Below are 22,766 nucleotides of genomic sequence, written 5' to 3'. Positions count from 1 at the left end.
CAGCAATTAATTATTGTTTTTATTCAATAATTATTGTGGGAGTAGCTATGGCGCTTCGGCATTTCCTAACTTTACGTGACCTATCCTCATTAGAACTGCAACGCATTTTAGATCGTGCACAAGAACTTAAACGCATGCAACATAGCAATACGCTATACCAACCTTTTGCGGGTAAAGTTTTGGGAATGATTTTTGAGAAGTCGAGTACACGTACACGTATTTCTTTTGAAGCAGGTATTTGCCAGTTTGGTGGTAGTGCAATTTTTCTTTCACCACGCGATACGCAGCTAGGTCGTGGTGAACCGATTGAAGATTCTGCACGTGTGATTTCGAGCATGCTAGATATCGTCATGATCCGTACTTTCGGTCATGATATTGTAGAGCGTTTTGCATCTTACTCTACCGTTCCAGTGATTAATGGTTTGACTGATGATCACCATCCCTGCCAATTGCTTGCAGACTTGCAAACCTTCCAAGAGCATCGTGGCAGCATCGAAGGTAAAACAGTAGCTTGGATTGGTGATGGCAATAATATGTGTAATTCATATATTGAAGCCGCACACATGATGGGTTTTAAACTGAAAATCGCATCACCTGAAGGCTATGAACCTCAAGCAAGATTCTTAGCTGAATTTGCCGACTGCGTAGAAGTTTTTAATAAAGCTGAAGATGCAGCTGTGAATGCTGATCTGATTGTGACCGATGTCTGGGCAAGTATGGGGCAAGAAGAAGAACAGAAACTCCGCGAAAAAGCTTTTTCCGATTTCCAAGTCAATGAAAGACTCATGGACTTGGCTCACCCTGATTGCTTATTTATGCACTGCTTACCTGCTCATCGTGGTGAAGAGATTTCAGAACATATGTTGGATCATAAAAATGCGGTCGTGTGGGATGAAGCAGAAAACCGCTTGCATGCTCAGAAAGCATTGATGGAATTCTTACTCAACGAGAATCTTAAAAAAGATTGAGTTGAATAAAAACAGCATCATTTGATGCTGTTTTTATTTGTGCGCTTTAAATTGAACACTGAAATAAAAACACTTATAGTAAGACAAGCCCTTTAGAATAAGTTTCTCACGATGTGAGAACTTCACTCAATACACAGCGGATGTTATGACTTCACTTGAACAAGCCTTATCTCAAATACCAAATTTTGCTTTGGTGCATGAGCATCTGTTTAGCTCTGCTCAACCGACTGCTGAGCAATTACAACACATTAAAGAATATGGTTGCAGCACAGTGATTAATCTTGCAACCAGCCAATCTGATCATCATTTGGCCAAGCAAGACCAGATCTGTTTAGATTTGGGGCTAAACTATATCCATATTCCAATTGGTTGGGATGTGCCTTGTTCTGAGCAATGCCTGTTTGTTTTAGATCTGATCGATCATCTAGTCCAAAACGAGATCATTTGGCTACACTGCGATGACAATATGCGTGTCAGCAGCTTAATGTACCTCTATCGTCAATTCTATATGAATATTGATCTACCAACAGCCCAAGAGCTATTGCACCAAATTTGGGAACCCAATGAAACATGGACCGGCTTAATTCATAGTATTACTTTACAACTGCAAGGTCGTAAAGCAACGCAAGAACTCGAACAATCATTGATCAACAGCAATCATTTCGCTTGATGTGAGACCAACACAGTTGCGGTCGCCAAAATCCCTTCTTGGCGACCAGTAAAACCAAGCTTTTCAGTGGTTGTGGCTTTAATACTAATTTGAGTTACATCAACATCCAATACATCGGCAATACTTTGACGCATCTCTAAGTTATGTTTTGCCAACTTAGGGCGCTCACAAGCGACGGTAATATCAGCATTATTGAGTTGATAACCACGATCTAAAATCAATTGATAGACATGTTTAAGTAACAGGCGGCTGTCAGCGCCTTTGTACTCTGGATCTGTATCTGGAAAATGCTGTCCAATATCACCCAGTGCCAAAGCGCCCAATAAAGCATCACTTAAGGCATGTAACACCACATCACCATCTGAATGTGCCTTTAAGCCGTGTGTATGTGGGATTCGAATACCAGCTAAGGTAACAAACTCACCTTCTTCAAATGCATGTACATCAATCCCTTGTCCAATACGAATTTGAGCAACCATATGATTTTCCTTTTACAATATACTGAACAAATCTTGTATTCAGGCTTTCTATTTCGCTATAGTACGTTGAGCAAATTAGACTGAAAGTATAAGTGATTATGCTGTTTAACACTGTAAGAAATCAATTAAAGAAAGCTGGTTACATCATCACATTGAGTTGTTTTTGCTCAACATTTGCCTATGCAGAAGCAATTGACTGCAGCAGCAATGATTTAAACGCTAAAAAAATCTGCTCTAAACAATATCAAGAGCAGCGTTTAAAGCTGAATGCCAAGTTTCTAACTGCTTATTTAGTAACAGATGCCCCACTACAGTTATTACATGACACCCAAAACGTGTGGCTGAACCAGGTGCAACAGTGCAAAAGTAAAAATTGCTATCAGCAGCAATTTGATGCGCGTTTGGACGATTTGAATTTTTACACCTCGATGAACCAAACATTGACACAGCATTATCTAAAATATGAACAAGGTAAGTTAGCCTCACAACCCGTTCATCTACAAATTCACCAACTGGATAAAGACAAACTTAAAATTGAAGGGACTGCTTATCGCAATCCGAATAACCGCTTAGAAACCCAAACACTTTCGTTACTGGCCTACAGTACGCCAGAGCAAAGAAATCAAATCATTGATAATGAAAAAAAATGCCAATATCAATTTGACTTCCAGAAAGCATTATTAATTATTAAATCCAAGCAGAAAGACTGTGACAGATTTACAGGGGTTTATCGTTTATACGATTAATCAAGATAAGAAAAAAGCCGATGTTCTAACATCGGCTTTTTGATTTAGTTTGGGTATTTTTGTGCAATTTCTTGGCTAATCAATACTGCTGTTGCTGCTGACAAAGTCCAACCTAAATGCCCATGTCCTGTATTGTAAAACACCCGTGGTTGTTTGCCTTGTCTAACGACAGGTAACATATTCGGCATCATTGGTCGTAGGCCTGCCCAAGGTACAACATGCTCGGTGGAGATATCAAAGTTTTGGTTGACCCAATTAATTAAAGGCTGGATACGATCAGCACGAATATCACGATTATATCCATTAAATTCGGCTGTTCCCGCAATACGTAAACGATCTGCACCCAAGCGAGAAGTCACAATTTTTGCGCTTTCATCCAATAAACTTACCCATGGTGCATTGTTTACACTACGTTCATCTTTAAGCTGCACAGTAATGGAATAGCCTTTTACAGGATACACATTCACATTATCCCCCAACATATCAGCGAGTTGATAGCTTCCTACACCACCACAAACCAAAACCAGATCAGCAATAATTTCAGTGATTCCATCCGCACTTGGATTGACATTTTCTGAGCTGTTTTTACAGTGAACAACCGCTTTATCATGGGTAAATTTAATATCCACTACATCCAGACCAAAACAGTATTTCACCCCGTATTGCTGTGTTCTTTCAGCCAATCCAACAGAAAATTTATGGATATCACCTGTCGCATCGCCCGCAGTGTAATAACCACCATAGTAGTCACCTGTTAATGTCGGCTCAATTGCTTTCATTTCTGCGGGTGTAATTGCATTTCGCTCTAACTTACCCTCAACCAAAACATCATTCACTTGCTTAGCAATTTGATAGTCTTCTTTGGTGTGGTACATATGTAAAATGCCACGTTTTTCCAGATCAAAAGCAATACTTTCTTTTTCCGCCACCTCAAACAAACGTTGTCTTGCCAATAGTGCTAAACGTACTGTTTCAATCGTATTGGCTTTATAGTTTTTAATATGGGTCAAAAACTCAACCAACCAACGATACTTATGTAGGCTAAATGAAGGGTTGAGCAATAATGGTGCATCTTTTTTACTCATCCATTTGATGCCTTTCAGCACCGTTGCTTTTTGGTTCCAAACCTCAGCATTACAGGCAGACAATTGCCCACCATTGGCAAAAGATGTTTCCATCGCCGGAAAAAGATGACGGTCAATTACGGTCACCTCATAGCCGAGTTTAATCAATTCATACGCAGACGTTACACCTGTAATCCCCGCACCAATTACAACTACATGTGGCATAGCAAACTCCTAGAAATGCATAACATTTCTTAATGCATAGCCCCATCTGTCATGGTACCTGAGAGTTTCGGCAGATGATTACCAATTAATCATTAAGCCTTCCCCTTCGGTGAGTGTTAATCGTAGAAGAAAAAAGTTGTTGTATATTTCTACAAGTTGAGCACTGCTCTCCAGATTGTATTTCTATTATTACAGTCCTTCTGCCTGAGAGTTTCCGGGGTCGTTGCTCCTTCGGCGAGTTCATTGAAGAACTTCTCTCCCGCAATAATATTTATATCCTTATAAGCAATATATATGCCGCATAAAAATACAGACACTAAATTCTTGTAATTGTTTGTAGACGAAGATTTGTTCTATTTGACTCAGGGTTAATATCATAAAAAAGCAGGCTAAAAGCCTGCTTTAATGCTTAAAACTTGCATTGCAAAATTTGATCTGAAAAATGTCCTTTCCAAAGCTCACGCAATGTTGGCAAATAGAATTTTTCTCCGATCATCACCAGTTCTGCATCAATCAGCGCATGAATCTCATGCATCAATACATAATCCAATGCAATCATGGACAACTGTGGCTGTGCTTGTGCAATCTGTTTCCGTTTTAGTTGCGCCTTTTTCACCAACTCATTGGCAAAATTTTTGTCTTTATAAGTCGTTATCGCACTTAAACGCAGCTCAATGATACCCCAACCTTCTAATAATTTTTTGAAAATTTCAAAGTCTTTGGACGTTGCTTCCCAAGTCACATTTTCCAAGTTATTGTCTTCGGGCAAAACGGGCAATAATAGATCGGCAGTACTTGGAAAAATTTTCTTTAAATTCAACAGAAACTTAACAGGATTTTCGTTTGGAAGATCAGAAAATTGGATGTTGGTTTTGGTATCTGTTAAATAGATATTGAGCATTAAAAAATCCTGAAATAAGACACTGTTTTGTATATTTAATTCAAATTTCGCAAAACACGAAACACAAATAAAATTAAAACAGAATGGAATGATCATTTTAACAATTATCACGATTTATTCAATGTCGGTTACTGCAATAGGTTTATTCACAAGCAGACAAAGAGATTGAAAACCTTCATGACCCTCGTTGGCCTATTCATAAATCAAACGTTTTACTTTTGACACATCCTAAGCTTAATCAACATAGTAGGCTTGACGTTAAGCAGATCATTAAAAATCAAGCCTCATCAACGACAAACTCAGCCCCATCAAAATAAGAAAACAGTTCAGTTCTCCCACTGATGATGGTTAAAACTGATTAGAGTTCTATCAACCATCTACACCTTCGTGCAATCCATCAAAAAAACCATAACATTTCAGTTATGGTCTTTTTTGATTAACATTTTAATACTGGGCCAGTATCAGACATAGAGCCAATTTCCCTTACAATATTAAGAATAAGTGATATCAATCTATGTTTACCACAAGCTTCAGTTAAAACATCATTTAAATAAAGCGCAGGGAAAATTTTACCCCCACAGTTTAATTAGGATTAATAACGTAAAAATACAAAATAAGTGTCGCTAGCAGAACGCTGGCTAAAGTTAGATAAAACCCCACTGTATTGAAGCTCTTTACAAATTTAACAATATTCATACCACCCCCAAATTACGCAGCAATTATCACAAAAAATAAGGGCAATGAGAACTACTTGTCGATAAAATATCATTTTTTGCTGACCGCTTGTTCTATTTTATAGCTTTATAGAACTTCAAGTCATAAATTATTCAAGTGAAATATACTCTAGTTTGAGTTTGGTAACGGTTGTAGCAATTTACTTAGCAGTACCGACGAGATACTGCTTGATAATGTACGGAAAATTTTCACAAGGTTATTTAAATAAAGATAACAGACGCTAATCGAAATAATTAGGCTTTTAATATGGAAATGACATTCTATATGAACTAGTTACTCTGTTCTTCTCATAATCAACTGTTGAATAAGAAATGAAAACCACTAAAAAGTCGTCATATAATTCAATCTCCGAAGAAGCAGGAATATAAGCTGTTTTATCAATTAAGAATGTTCCAATATGATCAGCTGTTTTATTGATTAATGCGACGACATCTTCTTCTTTGAGTACTTTAACTGCATCGCGCTCAGGTTTAATTTTTACATCAATTTTTCTCTCTCTATTTTGCCCGTCTTTGACCGATACCCTGATCGTTTCACTCACCTGTTTTTCTATAACATTTTTTAGTTTACTTTGATTTAGACTTTGCTGATTACTCGTACTACAAGCAACGAGACAACCCATCAAGCAACAAAATATAAACATCTTAGACATGGTGTACGACTAACCCTATTATGAAGCACATCATTGTAACGCTTGAACTGAATAAGTTTCAAATTTAGTCATTTACAGCAATCATCAGATGCCCCCATAGAACCAGACATAAAAAAATCCCTCTATTAAAGAAGGATTTTTTTTATTCAGCTATCTGGCTTATTTGCTATTTGGAGAAACCATATTTTCGGGCTTCACCACTTCATCAAATTGCGCTTCAGTCACCAGACCAAGTTCAACCGCAACCTGTTTTAAGGTTTTATTTTCCTTATAGGCAGTTTTAGCAACTTTGGCAGAGTTCTCATAACCAATCACGGGGTTAAGCGCAGTAACCAACATCAATGAATTATGTAAGAAATAATCAATTTTCTCACGATTCGGTTCTATACCTACCGCGCAATGATCATTAAAACTATTGCATGCATCACCCAACAACTGAATCGATTGCAGCAAGTTATAAGCAATCACGGGCATAAAGACATTGAGCTCAAAGTTACCTGAAGCACCTGCCACATTAATAGTGGTGTCATTACCTAAGACTTGAGCGACGACCATCGTCATCGCTTCGCTTTGCGTTGGATTCACTTTACCCGGCATGATGCTTGAACCAGGTTCATTCTCTGGAATACGAATTTCACCGAAACCACAGCGAGGGCCACTTGCTAACCAACGAATATCATTAGCAATTTTATTTAAGCTTGCCGCTAGTGTTTTTAATGCACCTGATGCAAAGACAGCTGCATCACGTCCTGCCAAAGCTTCAAATTTATTTGGTGCAGTAACGAATGGTAAGCCAGTAAGTTCGGCCAATTGTTCAGCTGCTTTTACGGCATAATCTGGATGGGCATTCAGACCTGTCCCTACCGCTGTTCCACCCAAAGGTAGTTCATATAAGCCTGCAAGTGCTTGCTGCAAACGTTTCAAGCCATGTTCTAGTTGAGACACATAACCACTAAACTCTTGACCTAAAGTCAAAGGCGTTGCATCCTGCAAATGTGTACGACCAATTTTAACGATATCATCAAATTCTTCTGACTTACGCTGTAGAGTTGCTTTTAGCTGCTCTACCGCAGGAATCAACAACTCGTTAATTTGAATACTGGCTGCTACATGAATTGCTGTTGGAAACGAGTCATTGGTCGATTGCGCACGGTTAACATGGTCATTCGGATGGACTGGTTTCTGCGCACCCAAAACTTGACCTAATTTCTGATTAGCAATATTGGCAATCACTTCATTACAGTTCATGTTACTTTGTGTGCCCGAACCCGTTTGCCAAACCACCAATGGAAATTGAGAATCCCATTGCCCTGCAATCACTTCTTCAGCAGCGCCAACAATATACTGACTCAAATCCTCAGGCAGTTGTTTTAACTCAGCATTAGTGATTGCAGCAGCTTTCTTCACAAGCCCCATTGCGCGAATCATGGCACGCGGTAAGCGTTCCTGGCCAATCTTAAAGTTCTGTAAACTTCGTTGCGTTTGCGCACCCCATAAGGCCTCATTCGGCACTTCGATTTCGCCCATGGTATCGTGTTCAATTCGCATTTGCATAAACAACCTCTGCTCTATTTGGTTAAAGTTCTCACGGGCTGAAGCAAAGTGATGCTTTGGCTAGTTGCCGTTATCCTAATCAAAGCAGTTATAATTGTAAATAATAATCATTATCTTAATTACCCTTTAAGGTATTTAAATAAAATCGCCATTCATCTTCAATCATCTGGACTAGAGTACGTTTTGGTGACCAGTTTAAGTTCGTTGCTGCTTTTTCTATTGTTGCTCCTAATTTAGCGAGCTCTTGATGCTGAAATACCGCAGGCTGAACATTGACTTGAGTTTGCGTCACTTTTGCAATTTCATCTAATAAGCTTTGAATCGAGGTCAGTTGCGTATGCGCAATATTGAATGACTCTAAACAATTGTTCTGCGACTTCAACCAATTCAATGTCATTAAAATTGCATCACATGCATCTAATACATGTAGAAAACTCCGTTCAACCGTACCATCTGCTGTAGCTGCCTGATTTTGCAACTCGATGTACTCTCGTTGCATTGCAGCAACTTGCAAGGCTAAAGGCACAATATTCTTAGGTAATTGCGTAACAAACTCACCCAACACACCATGCTCAAATGCCCCTACGATATTCGATAATCGCAAGTTCACAATGCGCCATTCAGGATCAACTTTATAGGTATCAGCAATAATATCCTCAACAATTTGTTGTGATCGAACATAAGGATTAGGATAGCTGTAGTTAAATTCAGTCAGTTCAGATAATTTTTCATCTGATTGACCATATACCGCCAAACTCGAGAGATTGATTAATTGTCTCACCCCCATCCGCTGCATGGCTCTTAAGAGACTCATAATACTACTGACATTATCATTATAATATTCAAGCGGTTTTAAAGTGGATTCTTCTAAGGACTTAAAGCTGGCAGTATGAATCACCGTATCAATTGAATATTGTTCAAAAACTTTATTTAGTGCTGGGGTATTTCGTACATCCAACTTTGCAAATGGAATATACATGCCTGAAATATATTCGAGACGTTCTAAGGTTTGCAAGGTTGAATTGGCTAAGTTATCAACAATAACGATCTCTTGCCCATGCGCCAACAGACTCAAAGCAATATGAGAACCGATAAAGCCTAAACCACCTGTCACCAAAATCATTGTATACTTACCTTCCTTTAAATCTGTCCATCATCATTTTGCCAACTACGACCATAGTGAATATTCAATGAGTACACTACTGCTAATCACTTCTGCGCCTACATCAATTATGGCTTGGCATGCTTTTGGCTTAGCTCAAGCGCTTCAAAATAAGCATGAAGAATTGCTTGTCTTCTTTTACCAAGATGGTGTTCAGGTTGCGAATGACTTACAGTGGTTTCCTGATGATCAACGCAATCTAAAACATGAATGGCAAAAGCTTGGCATTCGACTCCCTGTCTGTGTCAGCGCCGCCCTTGCTCGGGGAATCACTGATGCGGACAATGCAAAACGTCATTCACTCCAACATCACAACTTAGCCAAAGGCTTTGAACTGGTTGGGCTCGGAGAGCTTGCTGACGCAGTACAAAGCTGTTCTCGTTTAATTCAATTTTAATTAAAGTTCTTTACTAGAGTGTTGCTTTGAAAAGGTAAATTGTGTGAAATCTGTACTCGTCATCCTAACGCAACCTAACTTAACAAGTTTGCAAGTCAATGAAAGCTTGTCCGCTACTATGGTTTTAGCAACCTTTGGTATTTCTGTCAAAGTATTATTAAAGTGTGCAGCAATTAGCTTATTAGACAATAAATTAGAATTCGATCAACTTAAACATGAGTTCAAAATTGCAGCCAACATGGTCGAAAGTTTTGAGTTTTATGATTTAACCCCAATTCTGATTGAATCTAAAAATCAAGAACTTAACATCGTTAAAAATACGGATCAGGAGATCGAATTTATTGATCTTACTCCTGAATTTACCCAGTCTTTTGATCATATATTGTACTGGTAAGGTGTCTCATTATGGAACAAACAACGCTCTTTTTAGTCCAATCTGCGGCAGATCAGGTGTGGTCTGACTTAGTAAAAATGGCACAATCTGATGACTTTATCGTACTAATGGGTGAAGCAGCCATTAAAGTGAACAGCTCAATAATAACTGCCTATCCAAACATTTATTGTTTAAGTAATGAACACAACCTGATTATTGAAGAATTAAGCGCGCAAATTCTGGCGATTGACTATGCTCAATTTGCTGACCTTAGTTTAAAATTCAAGCGCTGTATTTCTTTGAAATAAGTTCTCTTCAATTCCTTTTATTTTTTTTAGGCTATTTTATGCAGTTAGAATTAGACCAAGACGGCCATTTAGTAGATTACAGTATCTGGAATCAACAGGTTGCTCAGGAGTTGGCAAAATCCTTAGATTTACAATTAACTGATTGGCACTTTGAAGTTCTTTATGCAGTTAGGCAGTTTTATCAGCAATTTGGCCATTCACCAGCAACACGTCCATTGATAAAATTTTTAATGAAAACGATTAGTCCTGAGATTGATAATGCTGTGCTACAGCAAAGATTTAATACAGGTTTAGTTGCCCGTCATTTAAGTCGGTTAGCGGGCATACCAAAACCTGCAAATTGCTTATAATTTTTTCCAGTTAAGCAAATTTTTTGGCACAAGCAACACAGGCGATTACCGCAACCGTGACCGCGAACATGGCTGCACTGACTTGTTCATGCAATAAAACCGCAGCAATGACCAAACCAAAAATGGGTTGCAACAACTGTAACTGTCCCACTGTTGCTATCCCGCCTTGTGCCAAACCCTTATACCAAAAGAAAAAACCAATCAACATACTAAACAATGACACATAGGCTAGACCCAGTTTTGCCGACATCGAGATTTGTGCAAAACTTGCTGGCATATACAAAAATGAAATGAGCAGCATGATAGGTAAGGTAATAATCAATGCCCAGCAGATCACCTGCCAACCACCCAAATGCTTCGAGAGCTTTCCCCCCTCTGCATAACCAAAGCCACAGAGTATGATTGCCAACAGCATAAAAAGATCACCATAGTTAAATGCCCAACTTCCTGTTTGAATCAGCATATAACCAAAAACTAGCGCAGCACCTAAAACGGCAAACAACCAAAATACTAGATTCGGTCTTTCTCCACCTCTTAACACACCAAAAATGGCGGTTGCCAAAGGTAATAAACCAACGAAAACAATAGTATGTGCAGCACTAACATATTGAAGCGCTAAAGCAGTAAATAATGGAAAGCCAATCACGACCCCTATCGCAACATAAAATAGTGGCAGCCAATCTTTGCGCTCTGGTAATTGCTGGCGTGATAGTAAAATCAAAGCCAAACCAAGCAGCCCTGCAATAGCCGCACGTGCAGCCGTTAAGAAGGTAGGACTGAAATCCATAACTGCAACACGTGTTGCAGGTAATGAACCTGCGAAAATAATCACCCCGATCAGACCGTTCATCCAACCACGACTTAAAGTTTTCATTTATTTTCTCCAAAGCTATATGGAGAATTTAAACTGTGATATGGTTTAAGCACCATACACAGTACAGTACAATTCTAAATAACTGTATTGGTTTATTTACCCATACAGTTATGGATGTATCGTTATGAAAAGTACTAAAATTGAATTCGTGATCCAGCATATTCATGAACAAATAAAAGCCCGCTCTTTACTTCCTGGCTCGCGCCTACCCTCAGTCCGTGCTTTAGCTAGCTTGCTGCATTTATCTGTTTCAACGATTGTTGAGGCCTATGAACGTCTTGCTTCTCAAGGCATTATTGAAGCAAAGACAGGTTCAGGCTTTTTCGTCGCAGGTCCACTTGCACCTCTATCCATCTCGGAAATTCATCCAAAAATTGATCGAAGTATTGATCCACTTTGGATTTCAAGACAAGCCCTCGAAGCCAAACAAGGTGTTTTAAAACCGGGTTGCGGTTGGTTACCTGATGACTGGATGCCCCATGAAAATATCCGTAAAGCCATTCGTAAGGTATCTAAAGCTCCTGCTAGCATTCTGACTGATTATTCAACCCCACTCGGTCTGGCACCTTTACGTGAATTGCTCTCACGCAGAATCTTGAGCAAAGGTATCGAAGCACGTCCCAGCCAAATCCTATTAACTGATTCTGGCACGCAGGCAATTGATTTAATTTGTCGTTATTTCCTTAAACCGAATGATGTGGTGCTGGTTGATGATCCTTGTTATTTCAACTTTCATGCGCTACTTAAAGTACACCAAATCCAAATTATTGGTGTGCCTTATACGCCGAATGGACCAGATCTGGAAGCGTTCTCCCAAGCCATAAAAAACTATAATCCACGCCTCTACATTACCAATTCTGGCATTCATAATCCGACTGGCGCTGTGCTCACTGCATCAACGGCTTATCAGGTTTTAAAACTGGTTGAACAGTCCAATTTGATTGTCATTGAAGATGATATCTTCGCAGATCTAGAACGACATAGTGCTCCGCGTCTTGCAGCTTTGGATGGCTTGTCGCGTGTGATTCATATTGGCAGTTTTTCTAAAACGCTGTCTGGTTCTGTTCGTACCGGTTATATCGCAACCCAATCAGAATGGATTGAGGACCTAGCCGATATAAAAATTGCCACCTGTTTTGGGGGGAATAACCTGTCCTCGGAAATTTTATATGCTGCATTGACTGATGGTAATTATCGTAAATATCTAGAGGAATTGAAAGTTCGCTTGGCCAAAGCGATGGATACAACCGTAAAACAACTTGAGAAACTCGGCATCAAAACATGGATTAAACCATCCGCCGGTATTTTTTTATGGTGTGAGTTGCCTGAACATTTCGATAGCGCACGTATCGCGCAGAATTGCTTAGAACACGGTGTGATTCTAGCCCCAGGAAATGCATTTAGCCAAAATCAAAACTTTAAGAATTTTATTCGTTTTAATGTGGCGCAATCACTTGAAGCTAAGATCTTTGAGGTCCTATCCCATGCTATTCAGCATGAAATAGAACGACAAAGGGTATAAACAAATCATGCTGTTTTTTGCTTTTGTTCGATAAAGGCAAAATAGCCTGGACCTGCTGCTACACGTACATCTTTGGCCTGAATCGGTTGATCACATTCCGAACACACCACTTTGGGGTTAATTTTCCGACCACAGCTTTTATGGGTGAACTCAACAGGTTTACCTAGCCCCATATCCATCCATTTATCGGCCCATTGCACCATTGAAAGAATAATCGGATATAGGTCTAAACCTTTGTCCGTCAGTTGATATTCAAACCGCTCCTGACGATCAACATAAGGCACTTTGGTTAAAATATCATGTTCAACTAAACGCTTTAAACGCTCAGAAAGTACATGACGTGTCAGTCCCAAACTCCGCTGAAAATCATCAAAGCGGCGTATACCCATAAATGCATTTCTTAAGATGAGCATTGTCCAACGATCACCCAACACTGAGAGCGTCCTCGCCACTGAACACGGCTGGTCGCCAATTTCGTCCCATTTCATTATTATCACCTAATCATTTTTTTAAAGTTTTATTTAAAAGACTTCTATGTCTTGAACCGTCATGTTTAGAAACTAAACAATATAAAATATACACTAAACCACCTTATCCATCAGATGCAATATTGGCACTTGGCTAAAAGTACCAATATTCAGTCATTTTACATAAATTCATCAAAACAATTTAGTTATGAATGAATAACCCAGAAAGGAGCTGTCCTGCTTCCAGTTGGGTATTGGCGGGAATACGCACCAGACTATTTGCTTGCATGAGGTTACTCAGCATATGCGATTGTTGTTTCGCCAAGCTTTGGAACTTGAGTTGCCCTTGATCAAAATAAGCCTGCATTCTTAAAAAACGTTCACGCGCATCCGATTTTAAATCATGGGTCAGCACACCGCTCAACCATTGCAAGGGCTGGCGTTGGTTTTGCAAGGCATCTAGCAAGGCTTTGCCATAGACCTGCATACACACATACACGGCAGCAGGATTGCCAGGTAAACCCAATAAATAGCAACTCTGGGCTTGCTGTGTGTACTCGGCAAAGAACAGTGGTTTACCTGGTTTTTGCTTTACTTTCCAGAAGATTTGCTCAAAACCTGTTTCAAATGCACATGGGCGAACAAAATCATAATCGCCAACAGAAACACCACCTGTGGTAATGATCAAATCATATTGCTGTTTTAGGCGCTCAAAACATTGCGTTACCTCCAGGGCTGTATCTGCAATGTGCAAGATTTCCGCATCTATGCCATAGTCTTGCAACCAAGCTTTCAATAGCGGCCCATTGGCATCAAAAACTTTCCCTGCCTGCAAATCTTCTGGCGTTTCCGCAACCTCATCCCCAGTAATGACCACAGCTACTTTAGGTGCTTGGAAAACATCGATACTTTGTACCCCTGCCATACTGAGTGCTGCGAGTGCGCCAATATTGATGCGCTGCCCAATATCTGCCAGTTGCTGACCTCGTTGTACTTCTTCACCCACAAAACGGATATCCGCTTGCGCTGAAATATGTTCAGTTAATCGAATCATTTGATTAGCTTCAACGGCGACGATTTCTTGTCGTGCAACATGCGTTGTTCCCTCAGGGGTTTTCCCACCTGTGAAAATACGAATTGCTTGCCCATCTTTAAGCTGATGCTCAGATTCACTGCCTGCCTTAATTTCACCTATCACGTCATATACCGTGCCCTGAAGATTCTCAACAGAACTATTCAAGGCATAACCATCCACCGCACTTTGCGAAAAACTTGGTAGATCGACATTGGAATTGATCGCTTTGGCTAAATAACGATTCAGTCCATCGGCTAAAGGCAATGTCTCAACTTTTAAAGCTTTAGGTTGGGTTTGCACCAATGCTAATGCTTCATCAATACTGATCAGACCTTTTTCAGCACCACATCCTGACATTATTCATAACCTCCCGGATGGGGTAGATCACGACAGACATCAAAAATATGCACCAGTGCAGGCAAAATTGCCGCCATGGATTCACTTGCGCCGCCACGGCTTCCCGGTAAGGTCACTAGCAATGAACGGTCTATAAAACCTGCAACACCGCGAGACATCGCCGCATAGGGTGTTCGTTTTTGTCCAAATGAGCGTGCTGCCTCCATTAAGCCATCGAGTTTGCGCTCCAATAGTGGCTCTAGGGTATCCACGGTAATATCGCGCTTGCCAATGCCTGTTCCACCCACCGTCATAATACAAGCATAAGATTTGGTCAGTTCTAGGACTAAATCTTTAAGCTGATCAGCTTCATCAGGCAAGATTTGATAATGAATCGGATCAAAACCTGCTTCGGTTAAGGTTTCAACAACAGACTTACCCGCAGTATCTGGTTTACGCCCTGCTGCAACCGTATCTGACAGTACAATTACTGCCGCTGAGACAGGTTGACGTAACGTACGTTTAAAATGTGATTTACCGCCTTTTTTCTTGAGCAATTTACATTGATCCAAACACAGTTCTTCGGGCTCACAATGTGGCTTAAGCATGTCATACAACGTTAAACCAGCTAGGCTTGCAGCGGTTAACGCTTCCATTTCCACGCCTGTTGGGCCAATGGTCTCAACTGTGGTCAGAATCACCACATGATCATCATATAGGTCATAATCAACATCGGCGCGGTAGATCGGTAATGGATGGCAGAGTGGAATCAGCTCGTCCGTACGTTTAGCCGCTAAAATCCCTGCAATACGAGCTGTTTTTAAGGCATCGCCTTTTTCAGTATTGCCATCTCGGAGTAACTGAATGCAATGCGCGGGTGCATGTAAAATCGCTTGTGCTTCTGCAACACGATAACTCTCGGGTTTCATCCCAACATTTTTCATTTTAACGTCCTAAACCCTTATTCGTGTATCTGCTCATGGCTACAATTTTCATGGTGGTGTGCATGTTGATGCGCCTTGACTGGAGTATTCGGTTCGACTGTATCTTTACGAATACAGCAGCCTTCGACATATTGACTGGTGCCATCCATAAAAAATTCTTCTTTCCAGATCGGCACTTCATGTTTGACCCGCTCCACGGCCTCTTCACAGGCTTGAAAAGCTTCACGGCGATGTGCTGCGTAGGCTATGGCAATAATCGCAGTTTCACTGACATCCAAATAGCCAATCCGATGCATCACCCGAACATAAGAGACTTGATATTTCTTTTGGATTTGCTGTTCGATCTCACGGATCATTTTCTCTGCAACAGGTGTATATGAGGTATATTTTAAGGCTTTAACCGCTTTACCTTCGTGATGGTTACGTACTGTACCAATAAATATATCAATGCCACCGCATTCAGGAAACGACTGAATTGGATCAAAGCTGTCTAGGCTTAAAGCCTGATCTTGAACTCTAGCAAATTCACGCATGTTTACCCCCCCGCTACTGGCGACAACAACACCAAGGTACACGAAGTTTCTAAAGCGGTTTGCCGTGTAATGATATCTTCGCCTATCGCACAGGCACATTTTTCCATGGCATGATTTGCCTCAGGATAAAGTGTCACAATATGCGCCAATACATCTTTGACCATTCGGTCTGTTGCAAACTCAAATGCCAGCGGCTTTGGTAATAATCTTTCGATTGCTCCAAACGCTTCTATTTTAATCTCAATGGTTTGCATAGATTCTCCAGACCACTTTTATTTAACCACCCAACATATGCATGCTGATTTTACGTGCTTGTTGATGCTGTAGTGCATGATAGCCTTTGGCCTTATGCCAAATATAAGGCTTAATTTTTTGATCAAGCTGTTGTAATGCATGCTGTTTAATATCCAGATTGGACTGCTTAACGGCTTCTAAGTCAGCTTTGATATTAAGCCCCTGCTGTGCAAACAGACAATTATATAGTTCACCCTGAGCCGTTAAGCGAATACGATCACAGTCACCACAAAAAGAATGCGTGATGGTTGATATAATGCCCAACAGATATTGACCATCCAATTGGTAGATCCGTGCAGGTTCATGCTGCTGTTGCAAGACTTGAATGTCATAATAAGGTTTGAGCTGCGCTAAAATTTCAGCCTCGCTCACCACCGCTTGATTGCTCCAATGCTGATCGCCATCCAGCGGCATAAACTCAATAAAACGTAATGGGATATTGTGCTGCTTTGCCCACTTTACCATTGGCAAAATCTGGTCATGGTTTTGACTTTGCATCAAAACACAATTAATTTTGAACGGAAGACCTGCCTTTTTTGCTGCTTCAATACCATTCAATACAGGGCTAAGCTCTTTTTTAGTCAATTGCTTAAATTGAATTGGATCAAGACTATCCAGACTGATATTCAGATCATCCAAGCCTGCTTGCTTCAATTGTTCCACATACTTCGCTAAATAATGGCCATTGGTGGTCATTGAAATGCGTTTGAGTCCCAAAGCCCGAAATGCCTGTAAATCCCGAATAAAGTGCACCACACCTTGTCGCATAAGAGGTTCCCCCCCTGTAATACGAATATTTTCAATCCCTTGTTGAACCATATATTTGCAAAAAACCAATAAGGTTTCAAAACTAAGTAAATCGTGTTTTTTCATCCATTGCGGGTGCTCAGGCATACAATAAACGCATTTGAAATTACAGCGATCCGTCACCGAAATCCGTAACTTACGCTTAGTGCGACCATACTGATCTTGCAAGATCGGTAAGCTCGTTTCAGGTCTCTCATGCTTCATCATACGCACTCATTTTGTGAATCTTTTTACTGGGTTTAGCACAGCTTCTGTGCATCCTTGTTTTGCTCATCACAGTGAATTATTTTTTTAAAGCAATAATTATTCCAATCACACAGCAACTTTATGATGATGTTGCTTATTTAATTGAATTAGTCACACTTTCAATCTACAAATAAAAATAGCGCCTGTCAGCATATTTTTGTTCAGTTTATATTGCACCAATTTCAAACATAATTTAAACAACATGAAAGAATTTGGTGCATTTAAGCAAAAATATCAATAGGCTAAAGGTCTAAGCGGTGAACCGCTCTAAACGTACAGGCACATATTTATGATAGGGTGTCTTAGATAATGGATCACAATGCTGAGCAGAAGTAAGACGATTCAGTTGTGGCCCAATCGGTTCCCCACCGCGATAGCGTAATCCATATCCATGCGGCAATGACACCACGCCTTTGCGCATTCCCTCATCAAGTTCGACCGTGACCTGAATCTTGCCATGCTCAGAAATACAGTGCAGCATCTGTCCTGTTTCGACCCCGAAAGTCTGAGCATCTTCAGGATTGATCCTTAAACGCCCTTCTGCATCAACTTTACGCCAAGCAGGATCACGATAAATTTGATTGGCGTTATAACTGCGACGTTCACCTGCCAATAGAATAAAAGGATAATCTGTGGTTAAAGTCATTGAACCTTGTTTCAGTTGGGCCAGCTCAATGAACATTTCAGGAATTGCCAAACGAATTTTCTTATCTTTATAGGCGATCAATTCCCAAACATCAGCATAGTCATGTTGTGATAACACCACACCTGAGCGTTGCTGCAAAATGTTCTGGAATAACTTAACGCCTAGGTTTAAACGATTGCCGACATAGCCTGCTTGCTTAACCGCTTGGTAATGTTGAGCTGCATATTGCATACATAAAGGCAATAATAAGGCAGTTGATGCGGCATCATTCGGCAACGTTTTGCCTAAAGTGCGATATACAATTGACGCGGCATAGGGAATTAACTTTTTATTTTTCGCAAAACTGACACCAAGCGCACCAAAATAGGCAAGATAAGCCGTATTGGCTGAATCTTTTTCTGCAATTTTACTCAATATCGGAAATCGTTTAGGAATGACCTGCATGGCTTCGAGCAGACGGGTATAGATTTCTGCTTCAGGTAGACTGTTACCTTGAGCCTTAAATAAGGGGTGACGTAAATGAAAGCCATTCTTCGGAAATTCCAGATTAAATCCTGTAAATTCCCACTTTTCAAATTGGCTATGTGCAGGCAACACATAATGCGCCATCCGCGCTGTTTCAGTCATGGCCACATCGACCACCACCAAAAGCTCTAAGGACTGAAAAGCCTGTTCATAGGCAGCCGTATCTGGGTAGGTCAATAAAGGATTACAGCTATCTACAAATACCGCACGAACTCGCTTTTCTCCTGCTTTTAGAATCTCATCAGGCAAAATATTCGGAGGAAAGAAGCCTGAAATCGGGAACATTTTATGATGTACAGTACGGCGATATTTAGGATTACGTTCATCGGTATTACTTAGAATTGGAATAAACATGGTATGCAGGTTATTAGCACCTTGCTTACCAAAATTTCCTGTGAGTAAATATAAAAGCTTTTCCAAATAACCATTTAAAGTGGTATTTAAGGTGTGTTGAATACCAAGATCAATCCGGACACAAGCACGTTGCGCTTTAGCAAAATCACGGACGATCTGATAAACCAGCTCCACAGAAACATCAGCTTTTTGGATATACTCTTCAATTGGAACCGCCAAGAAGGCTTGTTTGACCTGATCAAAACCGTGCGTATGTTGCTGAATAAATTGTTGATCATACAGCTCTTCTTGCAGCATGATTGCGATCATAGCCGACATCAGATAAGCATCTGTTCCTGGTTTTAATTGCACATGGATATCAGCTTGTTTAGCGGTTTCAGTTACGCGTGGATCAAACACCACCATGGTCCGATTCGGATCTTTTTTAATATGTTTTAAAGTGTCTCGTGCATTTGGAATCCCATGTGCCTGAAAAGGATTAGTGCCAATAAACAGCACATAATCCGCATGTTCAACGTCTTCGGTGGTATGACAAGCCTGACTGCCGAACAAACGACCATTCACCCAGAAATCACCTGTTTTTTCCTGCGCCAAAGAATTGTAGGAATAGAAACTTTTCATGGCATAAAGCAACTGACGACCATACGCAGCACCTAAATGATTACCCTGACCGCCACCACCTACAGATGCAAAGGCAGTTCCACCATGACTATTCCGAATCTGTACCAACTGCTCAGCAATTTCCTGAATGGCTTGTTCCCAGCCAATCTCTTTAAACGAACCATCTGCCTGACGTTTTAACGGCGAAGTTAAACGATCAGCATGTTGTTGGTAATGCTGCAAACGTGCGGCCTTTTGGCAGATATAGCCTTGCGAGAAAGGATGATCATCATCCCCTTTAATTTTCTTAAACTTGTTATCTTCAATTTCTACACTGAGCCCACAATTGCGTGAACACAAAATACAAGCCGTTACATCCTGTCTTGCTACTGTTAGTGTCGTCATTGGTCTCACCTTATTATTTATGAATATTGTCCCATTAAACAGATTTGCCCTGCTGAATCAACAACACGGAGATACTTTTGTTCCTGCTCGGTACTGGTTTCAACACGGTTATGCTCTGAAGGAAGTTTGACAGGTTTTAGAAATCGGACATCAATTTGCTGAATCGGTTGTGGCAGTAATTCAAAACTACGTGCAAACACCCCAAAGCCATGCAGCACTTTTTGACCAAAGTTTGAGAGTTTGGCTAATGGTGTAATCCAATGAATCGGATTAAAGTCACCTGTGAGTAAGGCAAATTTCAAACCATCATCTGAACGAGTCGACCATTCGCCTAGTGTCTGCCAAAGCTTAGTGTCGCTCGTTTCCGAGCGTTTGGTTTTTTCAAAATGAGGCAGGATAAAAGCCATATGTAGTACTGCTTCTACCAATTCAGGTTCAGCAATCGTACCTGTGGTAATTTGAACTGAAACACGTGCCAAACCATTACGTTCATCCACCTGTGCGATCTTGGCTTGAATCATGAGTTTTTCAGTTCGTGGAATCATGCCATGAATTTTCAGGCTGACACCCTGATTGATCACTTGACTCAGTGGGTAGTGAGTTTGGAGCAATAATCGTGTTGCAAAGGACAGTCCCCATTGTGACACCATATGTGGGGGGATTGAGTCTTGATACTTACCAGGCTCAGCACCACTCCATTGGATGTAATGCTCAATCAAATCTTGACTCGGCGCATCAATCACCTTATTGATCGGTGCAAGTGTCTGCCAGTCGACTTGAGCAATCTTGGATTTTTTTAGACTGCGTAAGCCTATTTTCCCCAGTCCTGCCAAAGTTGCCTGATGTTCAAATAAAAATTGCCATGGAATCTGCTGGTAACGAATCGCAAACATATGAAACTCCTGTTCCTTTTATTTTTCTCACTTTTCAAACCATATTTGGGTTAATTCTAGTCCTGATTAGATATGCCTGATATGGTCAAAAGTTAATTAAGTTCCAAAATAGAACTCATTTTAGCAAAGGTCAAGCCCTTCGGTCAGAAATTCATAGAAAGCGAATCAATAAAGTCATGCCGCTCGCAAAAAATCTGCGTTTACAGCGTGAAAAATCATAATGCTTAGTTTAATCTCAGCTGTACTGGAAGACTTATCTAAGCGTATAGAATCGCTTTGGACAATTCGCTGTTATTGATGTATTTAAATTTTATGAGAAAGCACATGAATTCGAATTACGTTCAAGACCTTGTTTCACGTTACCCAATTGTTAAAGACTTGATCGAACTTAAAGAGACAATCTGGTTTAACTCTGAATTCACCACACTTGAGCAAGGCTTGCCCTATGTTGGGTTGACGCAACATGATATTGATGATGCTCATGACCGTTTACAGCGTTTTGCACCCTACCTCATGGCTGTTTTTCCAGAAACGCTTGCAACTCAAGGTATTATCGAATCTGAGCTAATTGATATCCCAAATATGCAGCGGTCTCTTGAAACGTACTTTGAGCAAAAAATTGCAGGCAAACTCTGGCTGAAAAAAGACAGTCATCTGCCAATTTCGGGATCAATTAAGGCACGAGGTGGTATCTATGAGGTACTTTATCGAGCAGAACAACTTGCATTAGAAGCCAATCTACTTACTCTTGACGATGATTATGCAAAACTGGACAGCCCAGAATTTAGAAATTTTTTCAGTCAATACAGCATTGCAGTTGGCTCTACAGGTAATCTTGGCCTTTCGATTGGCATCATGAGCGCAAAGTTAGGCTTTGATGTGACGGTACATATGTCAGCTGATGCCCGCCAATGGAAAAAGGACAAGTTACGTTCACATGGTGTAAATGTTATCGAATATGATCAAGATTATGGTGTGGCAGTTGAACAAGGCCGAAAAGCAGCATTAGAAAATCCAAATTGTTTTTTTATTGATGATGAAAATTCCAAAACATTATTCTTAGGCTATACCGTTGCGGGTGAACGTTTAAAGAAACAACTGGATCAACATCATATTATTGTGGATCAAGCACATCCTTTATTTGTTTATTTACCTTGTGGTGTCGGTGGTGGGCCTGGTGGTGTTGCATTTGGTCTCAAAATGGCCTTTGGCGATCACGTGCATTGTATCTTTGCCGAACCCACTCATTCACCCTGTATGTTACTCGGTGTAGCCACTGGTTTACATGATGAAATTTCAGTTCAGGATATCGGTATTGACAATATTACGGCGGCAGACGGTCTTGCAGTAGGACGTGCTTCTGGCTTTGTTGGTCGTGCCATGCAACGATTATTAGATGGTTTTTATACATTGGATGATCAAACCATGTATCGCTTGCTCGGGATGCTCAACCAGTCTGAAAACCTAAAACTTGAGCCTTCTGCGCTTGCAGGTATGCTAGGGCCGATTTTAGTCAACCAACATCAAGCTTATATCGATTTGCATCAATTTACTGAACAGCAGTTACAGCATGCCAATCATATTGTATGGGCAACTGGAGGTGGGATGGTTCCTTCAGAAGAAATGCAAAACTATCTGGCGAAAGCATAAACCTATCTCAA

Annotated in this window: 24 protein-coding genes and 1 riboswitch; of the genes, 9 read left to right on the top strand and 15 right to left on the bottom strand. The window is 40.5% G+C overall.

Going from position 1 to position 22,766, the window contains the following annotated elements:
* The first annotated feature begins 47 nt into the window (after positions 1 to 47).
* Both argF and NG55_RS16495 read left to right on the top strand, forming a co-directional pair.
* Positions 48 to 968, top strand: coding sequence for an ornithine carbamoyltransferase (gene argF, locus NG55_RS16500; protein WP_065343844.1), 921 nt, complete (start codon positions 48 to 50; stop codon positions 966 to 968).
* A 145-nt stretch (positions 969 to 1,113) separates the two neighbouring features.
* Entirely contained in the window at positions 1,114 to 1,638 is a 525-nt protein-coding gene (locus tag NG55_RS16495; protein WP_016540279.1) for a protein tyrosine phosphatase family protein, read from the top strand.
* On the opposite strand, the gene ispF is transcribed toward NG55_RS16495, so the two are convergent.
* A complete protein-coding gene (gene ispF / locus NG55_RS16490; RefSeq protein ID WP_016540280.1) occupies positions 1,626 to 2,117 on the bottom strand; it encodes a 2-C-methyl-D-erythritol 2,4-cyclodiphosphate synthase in 492 nt (163 codons plus the stop codon). The genes NG55_RS16495 and ispF overlap by 13 nt on opposite strands.
* A 98-nt stretch (positions 2,118 to 2,215) precedes the next feature.
* Here ispF and NG55_RS16485 point away from each other — a divergent pair, with 98 nt between their 5' ends.
* Complete coding sequence (locus NG55_RS16485) at positions 2,216 to 2,863, top strand: A1S_1983 family putative colistin resistance protein (RefSeq protein ID WP_065343843.1); 648 nt, start codon at positions 2,216 to 2,218, stop codon at positions 2,861 to 2,863.
* Positions 2,864 to 2,907: 44 nt separating this feature from the next.
* Here NG55_RS16485 and NG55_RS16480 read toward each other — a convergent pair whose 3' ends face one another.
* From NG55_RS16480 to NG55_RS16460, 5 genes are all read right to left on the bottom strand, one after another.
* A complete protein-coding gene (locus NG55_RS16480) occupies positions 2,908 to 4,152 on the bottom strand; it encodes a D-amino acid dehydrogenase (protein WP_065343842.1) in 1,245 nt (414 codons plus the stop codon).
* 182 nt (positions 4,153 to 4,334) lie between these two features.
* Positions 4,335 to 4,424, bottom strand: a riboswitch (glycine riboswitch).
* A 137-nt stretch (positions 4,425 to 4,561) separates the two neighbouring features.
* Complete coding sequence (locus NG55_RS16475; RefSeq protein ID WP_065343841.1) at positions 4,562 to 5,053, bottom strand: hypothetical protein; 492 nt, start codon at positions 5,051 to 5,053, stop codon at positions 4,562 to 4,564.
* Between the two features lie 976 nt (positions 5,054 to 6,029).
* Positions 6,030 to 6,440 (bottom strand): hypothetical protein, encoded by a 411-nt coding sequence (locus NG55_RS16470; RefSeq protein WP_065343840.1) that lies wholly within the window; start codon positions 6,438 to 6,440, stop codon positions 6,030 to 6,032.
* A gap of 159 nt (positions 6,441 to 6,599) precedes the next feature.
* A complete protein-coding gene (fumC, locus tag NG55_RS16465) occupies positions 6,600 to 7,994 on the bottom strand; it encodes a class II fumarate hydratase (RefSeq protein ID WP_016540284.1) in 1,395 nt (464 codons plus the stop codon).
* A gap of 115 nt (positions 7,995 to 8,109) precedes the next feature.
* Positions 8,110 to 9,117 carry an SDR family NAD(P)-dependent oxidoreductase gene (locus tag NG55_RS16460; RefSeq protein ID WP_065343839.1) on the bottom strand — a complete coding sequence of 336 codons (1,008 nt, stop codon included), beginning with the start codon at positions 9,115 to 9,117 and terminating at the stop codon, positions 8,110 to 8,112.
* Between the two features lie 67 nt (positions 9,118 to 9,184).
* On the opposite strand from NG55_RS16460, the gene tusD reads away from it, so the two are divergent.
* The 4 genes from tusD to NG55_RS16440 are packed head-to-tail and all read left to right on the top strand — an operon-like array spanning position 9,185 to position 10,584.
* Positions 9,185 to 9,553 carry a sulfurtransferase complex subunit TusD gene (gene tusD, locus NG55_RS16455; RefSeq protein ID WP_016660232.1) on the top strand — a complete coding sequence of 123 codons (369 nt, stop codon included), beginning with the start codon at positions 9,185 to 9,187 and terminating at the stop codon, positions 9,551 to 9,553.
* A 43-nt stretch (positions 9,554 to 9,596) separates the two neighbouring features.
* On the top strand, positions 9,597 to 9,947 hold the full coding sequence (locus NG55_RS16450; RefSeq protein WP_016660231.1) for a hypothetical protein: 351 nt from the start codon (positions 9,597 to 9,599) through the stop codon (positions 9,945 to 9,947).
* An 11-nt stretch (positions 9,948 to 9,958) separates the two neighbouring features.
* Positions 9,959 to 10,234: a hypothetical protein gene (locus NG55_RS16445; RefSeq protein WP_016540288.1), complete on the top strand. Its 276-nt coding sequence runs from the start codon at positions 9,959 to 9,961 to the stop codon at positions 10,232 to 10,234.
* Between the two features lie 38 nt (positions 10,235 to 10,272).
* Positions 10,273 to 10,584: a TusE/DsrC/DsvC family sulfur relay protein gene (locus NG55_RS16440; RefSeq protein ID WP_016540289.1), complete on the top strand. Its 312-nt coding sequence runs from the start codon at positions 10,273 to 10,275 to the stop codon at positions 10,582 to 10,584.
* 10 nt (positions 10,585 to 10,594) lie between these two features.
* On the opposite strand, the gene NG55_RS16435 is transcribed toward NG55_RS16440, so the two are convergent.
* Complete coding sequence (locus NG55_RS16435) at positions 10,595 to 11,458, bottom strand: DMT family transporter (protein ID WP_065343838.1); 864 nt, start codon at positions 11,456 to 11,458, stop codon at positions 10,595 to 10,597.
* A 124-nt stretch (positions 11,459 to 11,582) separates the two neighbouring features.
* Between NG55_RS16435 and NG55_RS16430 the strand changes: the two genes are divergently transcribed.
* Positions 11,583 to 12,980 (top strand): aminotransferase-like domain-containing protein, encoded by a 1,398-nt coding sequence (locus NG55_RS16430; RefSeq protein ID WP_065343837.1) that lies wholly within the window; start codon positions 11,583 to 11,585, stop codon positions 12,978 to 12,980.
* Positions 12,981 to 12,985: 5 nt separating this feature from the next.
* Here NG55_RS16430 and NG55_RS16425 read toward each other — a convergent pair whose 3' ends face one another.
* The 8 genes from NG55_RS16425 to NG55_RS16390 all read right to left on the bottom strand — a co-directional run bounded on the left by NG55_RS16425 (position 12,986) and on the right by NG55_RS16390 (position 21,105).
* Complete coding sequence (locus NG55_RS16425) at positions 12,986 to 13,468, bottom strand: winged helix-turn-helix transcriptional regulator (protein ID WP_016540292.1); 483 nt, start codon at positions 13,466 to 13,468, stop codon at positions 12,986 to 12,988.
* 181 nt (positions 13,469 to 13,649) lie between these two features.
* Positions 13,650 to 14,879 carry a molybdopterin molybdotransferase MoeA gene (locus NG55_RS16420; protein WP_065343836.1) on the bottom strand — a complete coding sequence of 410 codons (1,230 nt, stop codon included), beginning with the start codon at positions 14,877 to 14,879 and terminating at the stop codon, positions 13,650 to 13,652.
* Complete coding sequence (gene moaCB / locus NG55_RS16415) at positions 14,879 to 15,802, bottom strand: bifunctional molybdenum cofactor biosynthesis protein MoaC/MoaB (protein WP_065343835.1); 924 nt, start codon at positions 15,800 to 15,802, stop codon at positions 14,879 to 14,881. The genes NG55_RS16420 and moaCB overlap by 1 nt, the downstream gene beginning before the upstream one ends.
* A gap of 17 nt (positions 15,803 to 15,819) precedes the next feature.
* The gene (locus tag NG55_RS16410) at positions 15,820 to 16,335 is read right to left on the bottom strand and encodes a molybdenum cofactor biosynthesis protein MoaE (protein WP_065343834.1); all 516 of its coding nucleotides are present in this window, start codon (positions 16,333 to 16,335) and stop codon (positions 15,820 to 15,822) included.
* A 2-nt stretch (positions 16,336 to 16,337) separates the two neighbouring features.
* Complete coding sequence (locus NG55_RS16405) at positions 16,338 to 16,589, bottom strand: MoaD/ThiS family protein (protein ID WP_016540296.1); 252 nt, start codon at positions 16,587 to 16,589, stop codon at positions 16,338 to 16,340.
* A gap of 22 nt (positions 16,590 to 16,611) precedes the next feature.
* Positions 16,612 to 17,643, bottom strand: a complete 1,032-nt coding sequence (moaA, locus tag NG55_RS16400) for a GTP 3',8-cyclase MoaA (RefSeq protein ID WP_065343833.1) — start codon at positions 17,641 to 17,643, stop codon at positions 16,612 to 16,614.
* A 289-nt stretch (positions 17,644 to 17,932) separates the two neighbouring features.
* The gene (locus NG55_RS16395) at positions 17,933 to 20,212 is read right to left on the bottom strand and encodes a molybdopterin-dependent oxidoreductase (RefSeq protein ID WP_065343832.1); all 2,280 of its coding nucleotides are present in this window, start codon (positions 20,210 to 20,212) and stop codon (positions 17,933 to 17,935) included.
* 17 nt (positions 20,213 to 20,229) lie between these two features.
* Positions 20,230 to 21,105: a MaoC/PaaZ C-terminal domain-containing protein gene (locus NG55_RS16390; protein ID WP_065343831.1), complete on the bottom strand. Its 876-nt coding sequence runs from the start codon at positions 21,103 to 21,105 to the stop codon at positions 20,230 to 20,232.
* Between the two features lie 324 nt (positions 21,106 to 21,429).
* Between NG55_RS16390 and dsdA the strand changes: the two genes are divergently transcribed.
* Entirely contained in the window at positions 21,430 to 22,755 is a 1,326-nt protein-coding gene (gene dsdA / locus NG55_RS16385) for a D-serine ammonia-lyase (RefSeq protein ID WP_065343830.1), read from the top strand.
* The last annotated feature ends 11 nt before the right edge of the window (positions 22,756 to 22,766 follow it).

The sequence above is a fragment of the Acinetobacter gyllenbergii genome (assembly GCF_001682515.1).
GTDB lineage: Bacteria > Pseudomonadota > Gammaproteobacteria > Pseudomonadales > Moraxellaceae > Acinetobacter > Acinetobacter gyllenbergii.
Note: the sequence above shows the minus strand (reverse complement) of the source record. Positions and strands in the feature narration are given on the sequence as shown.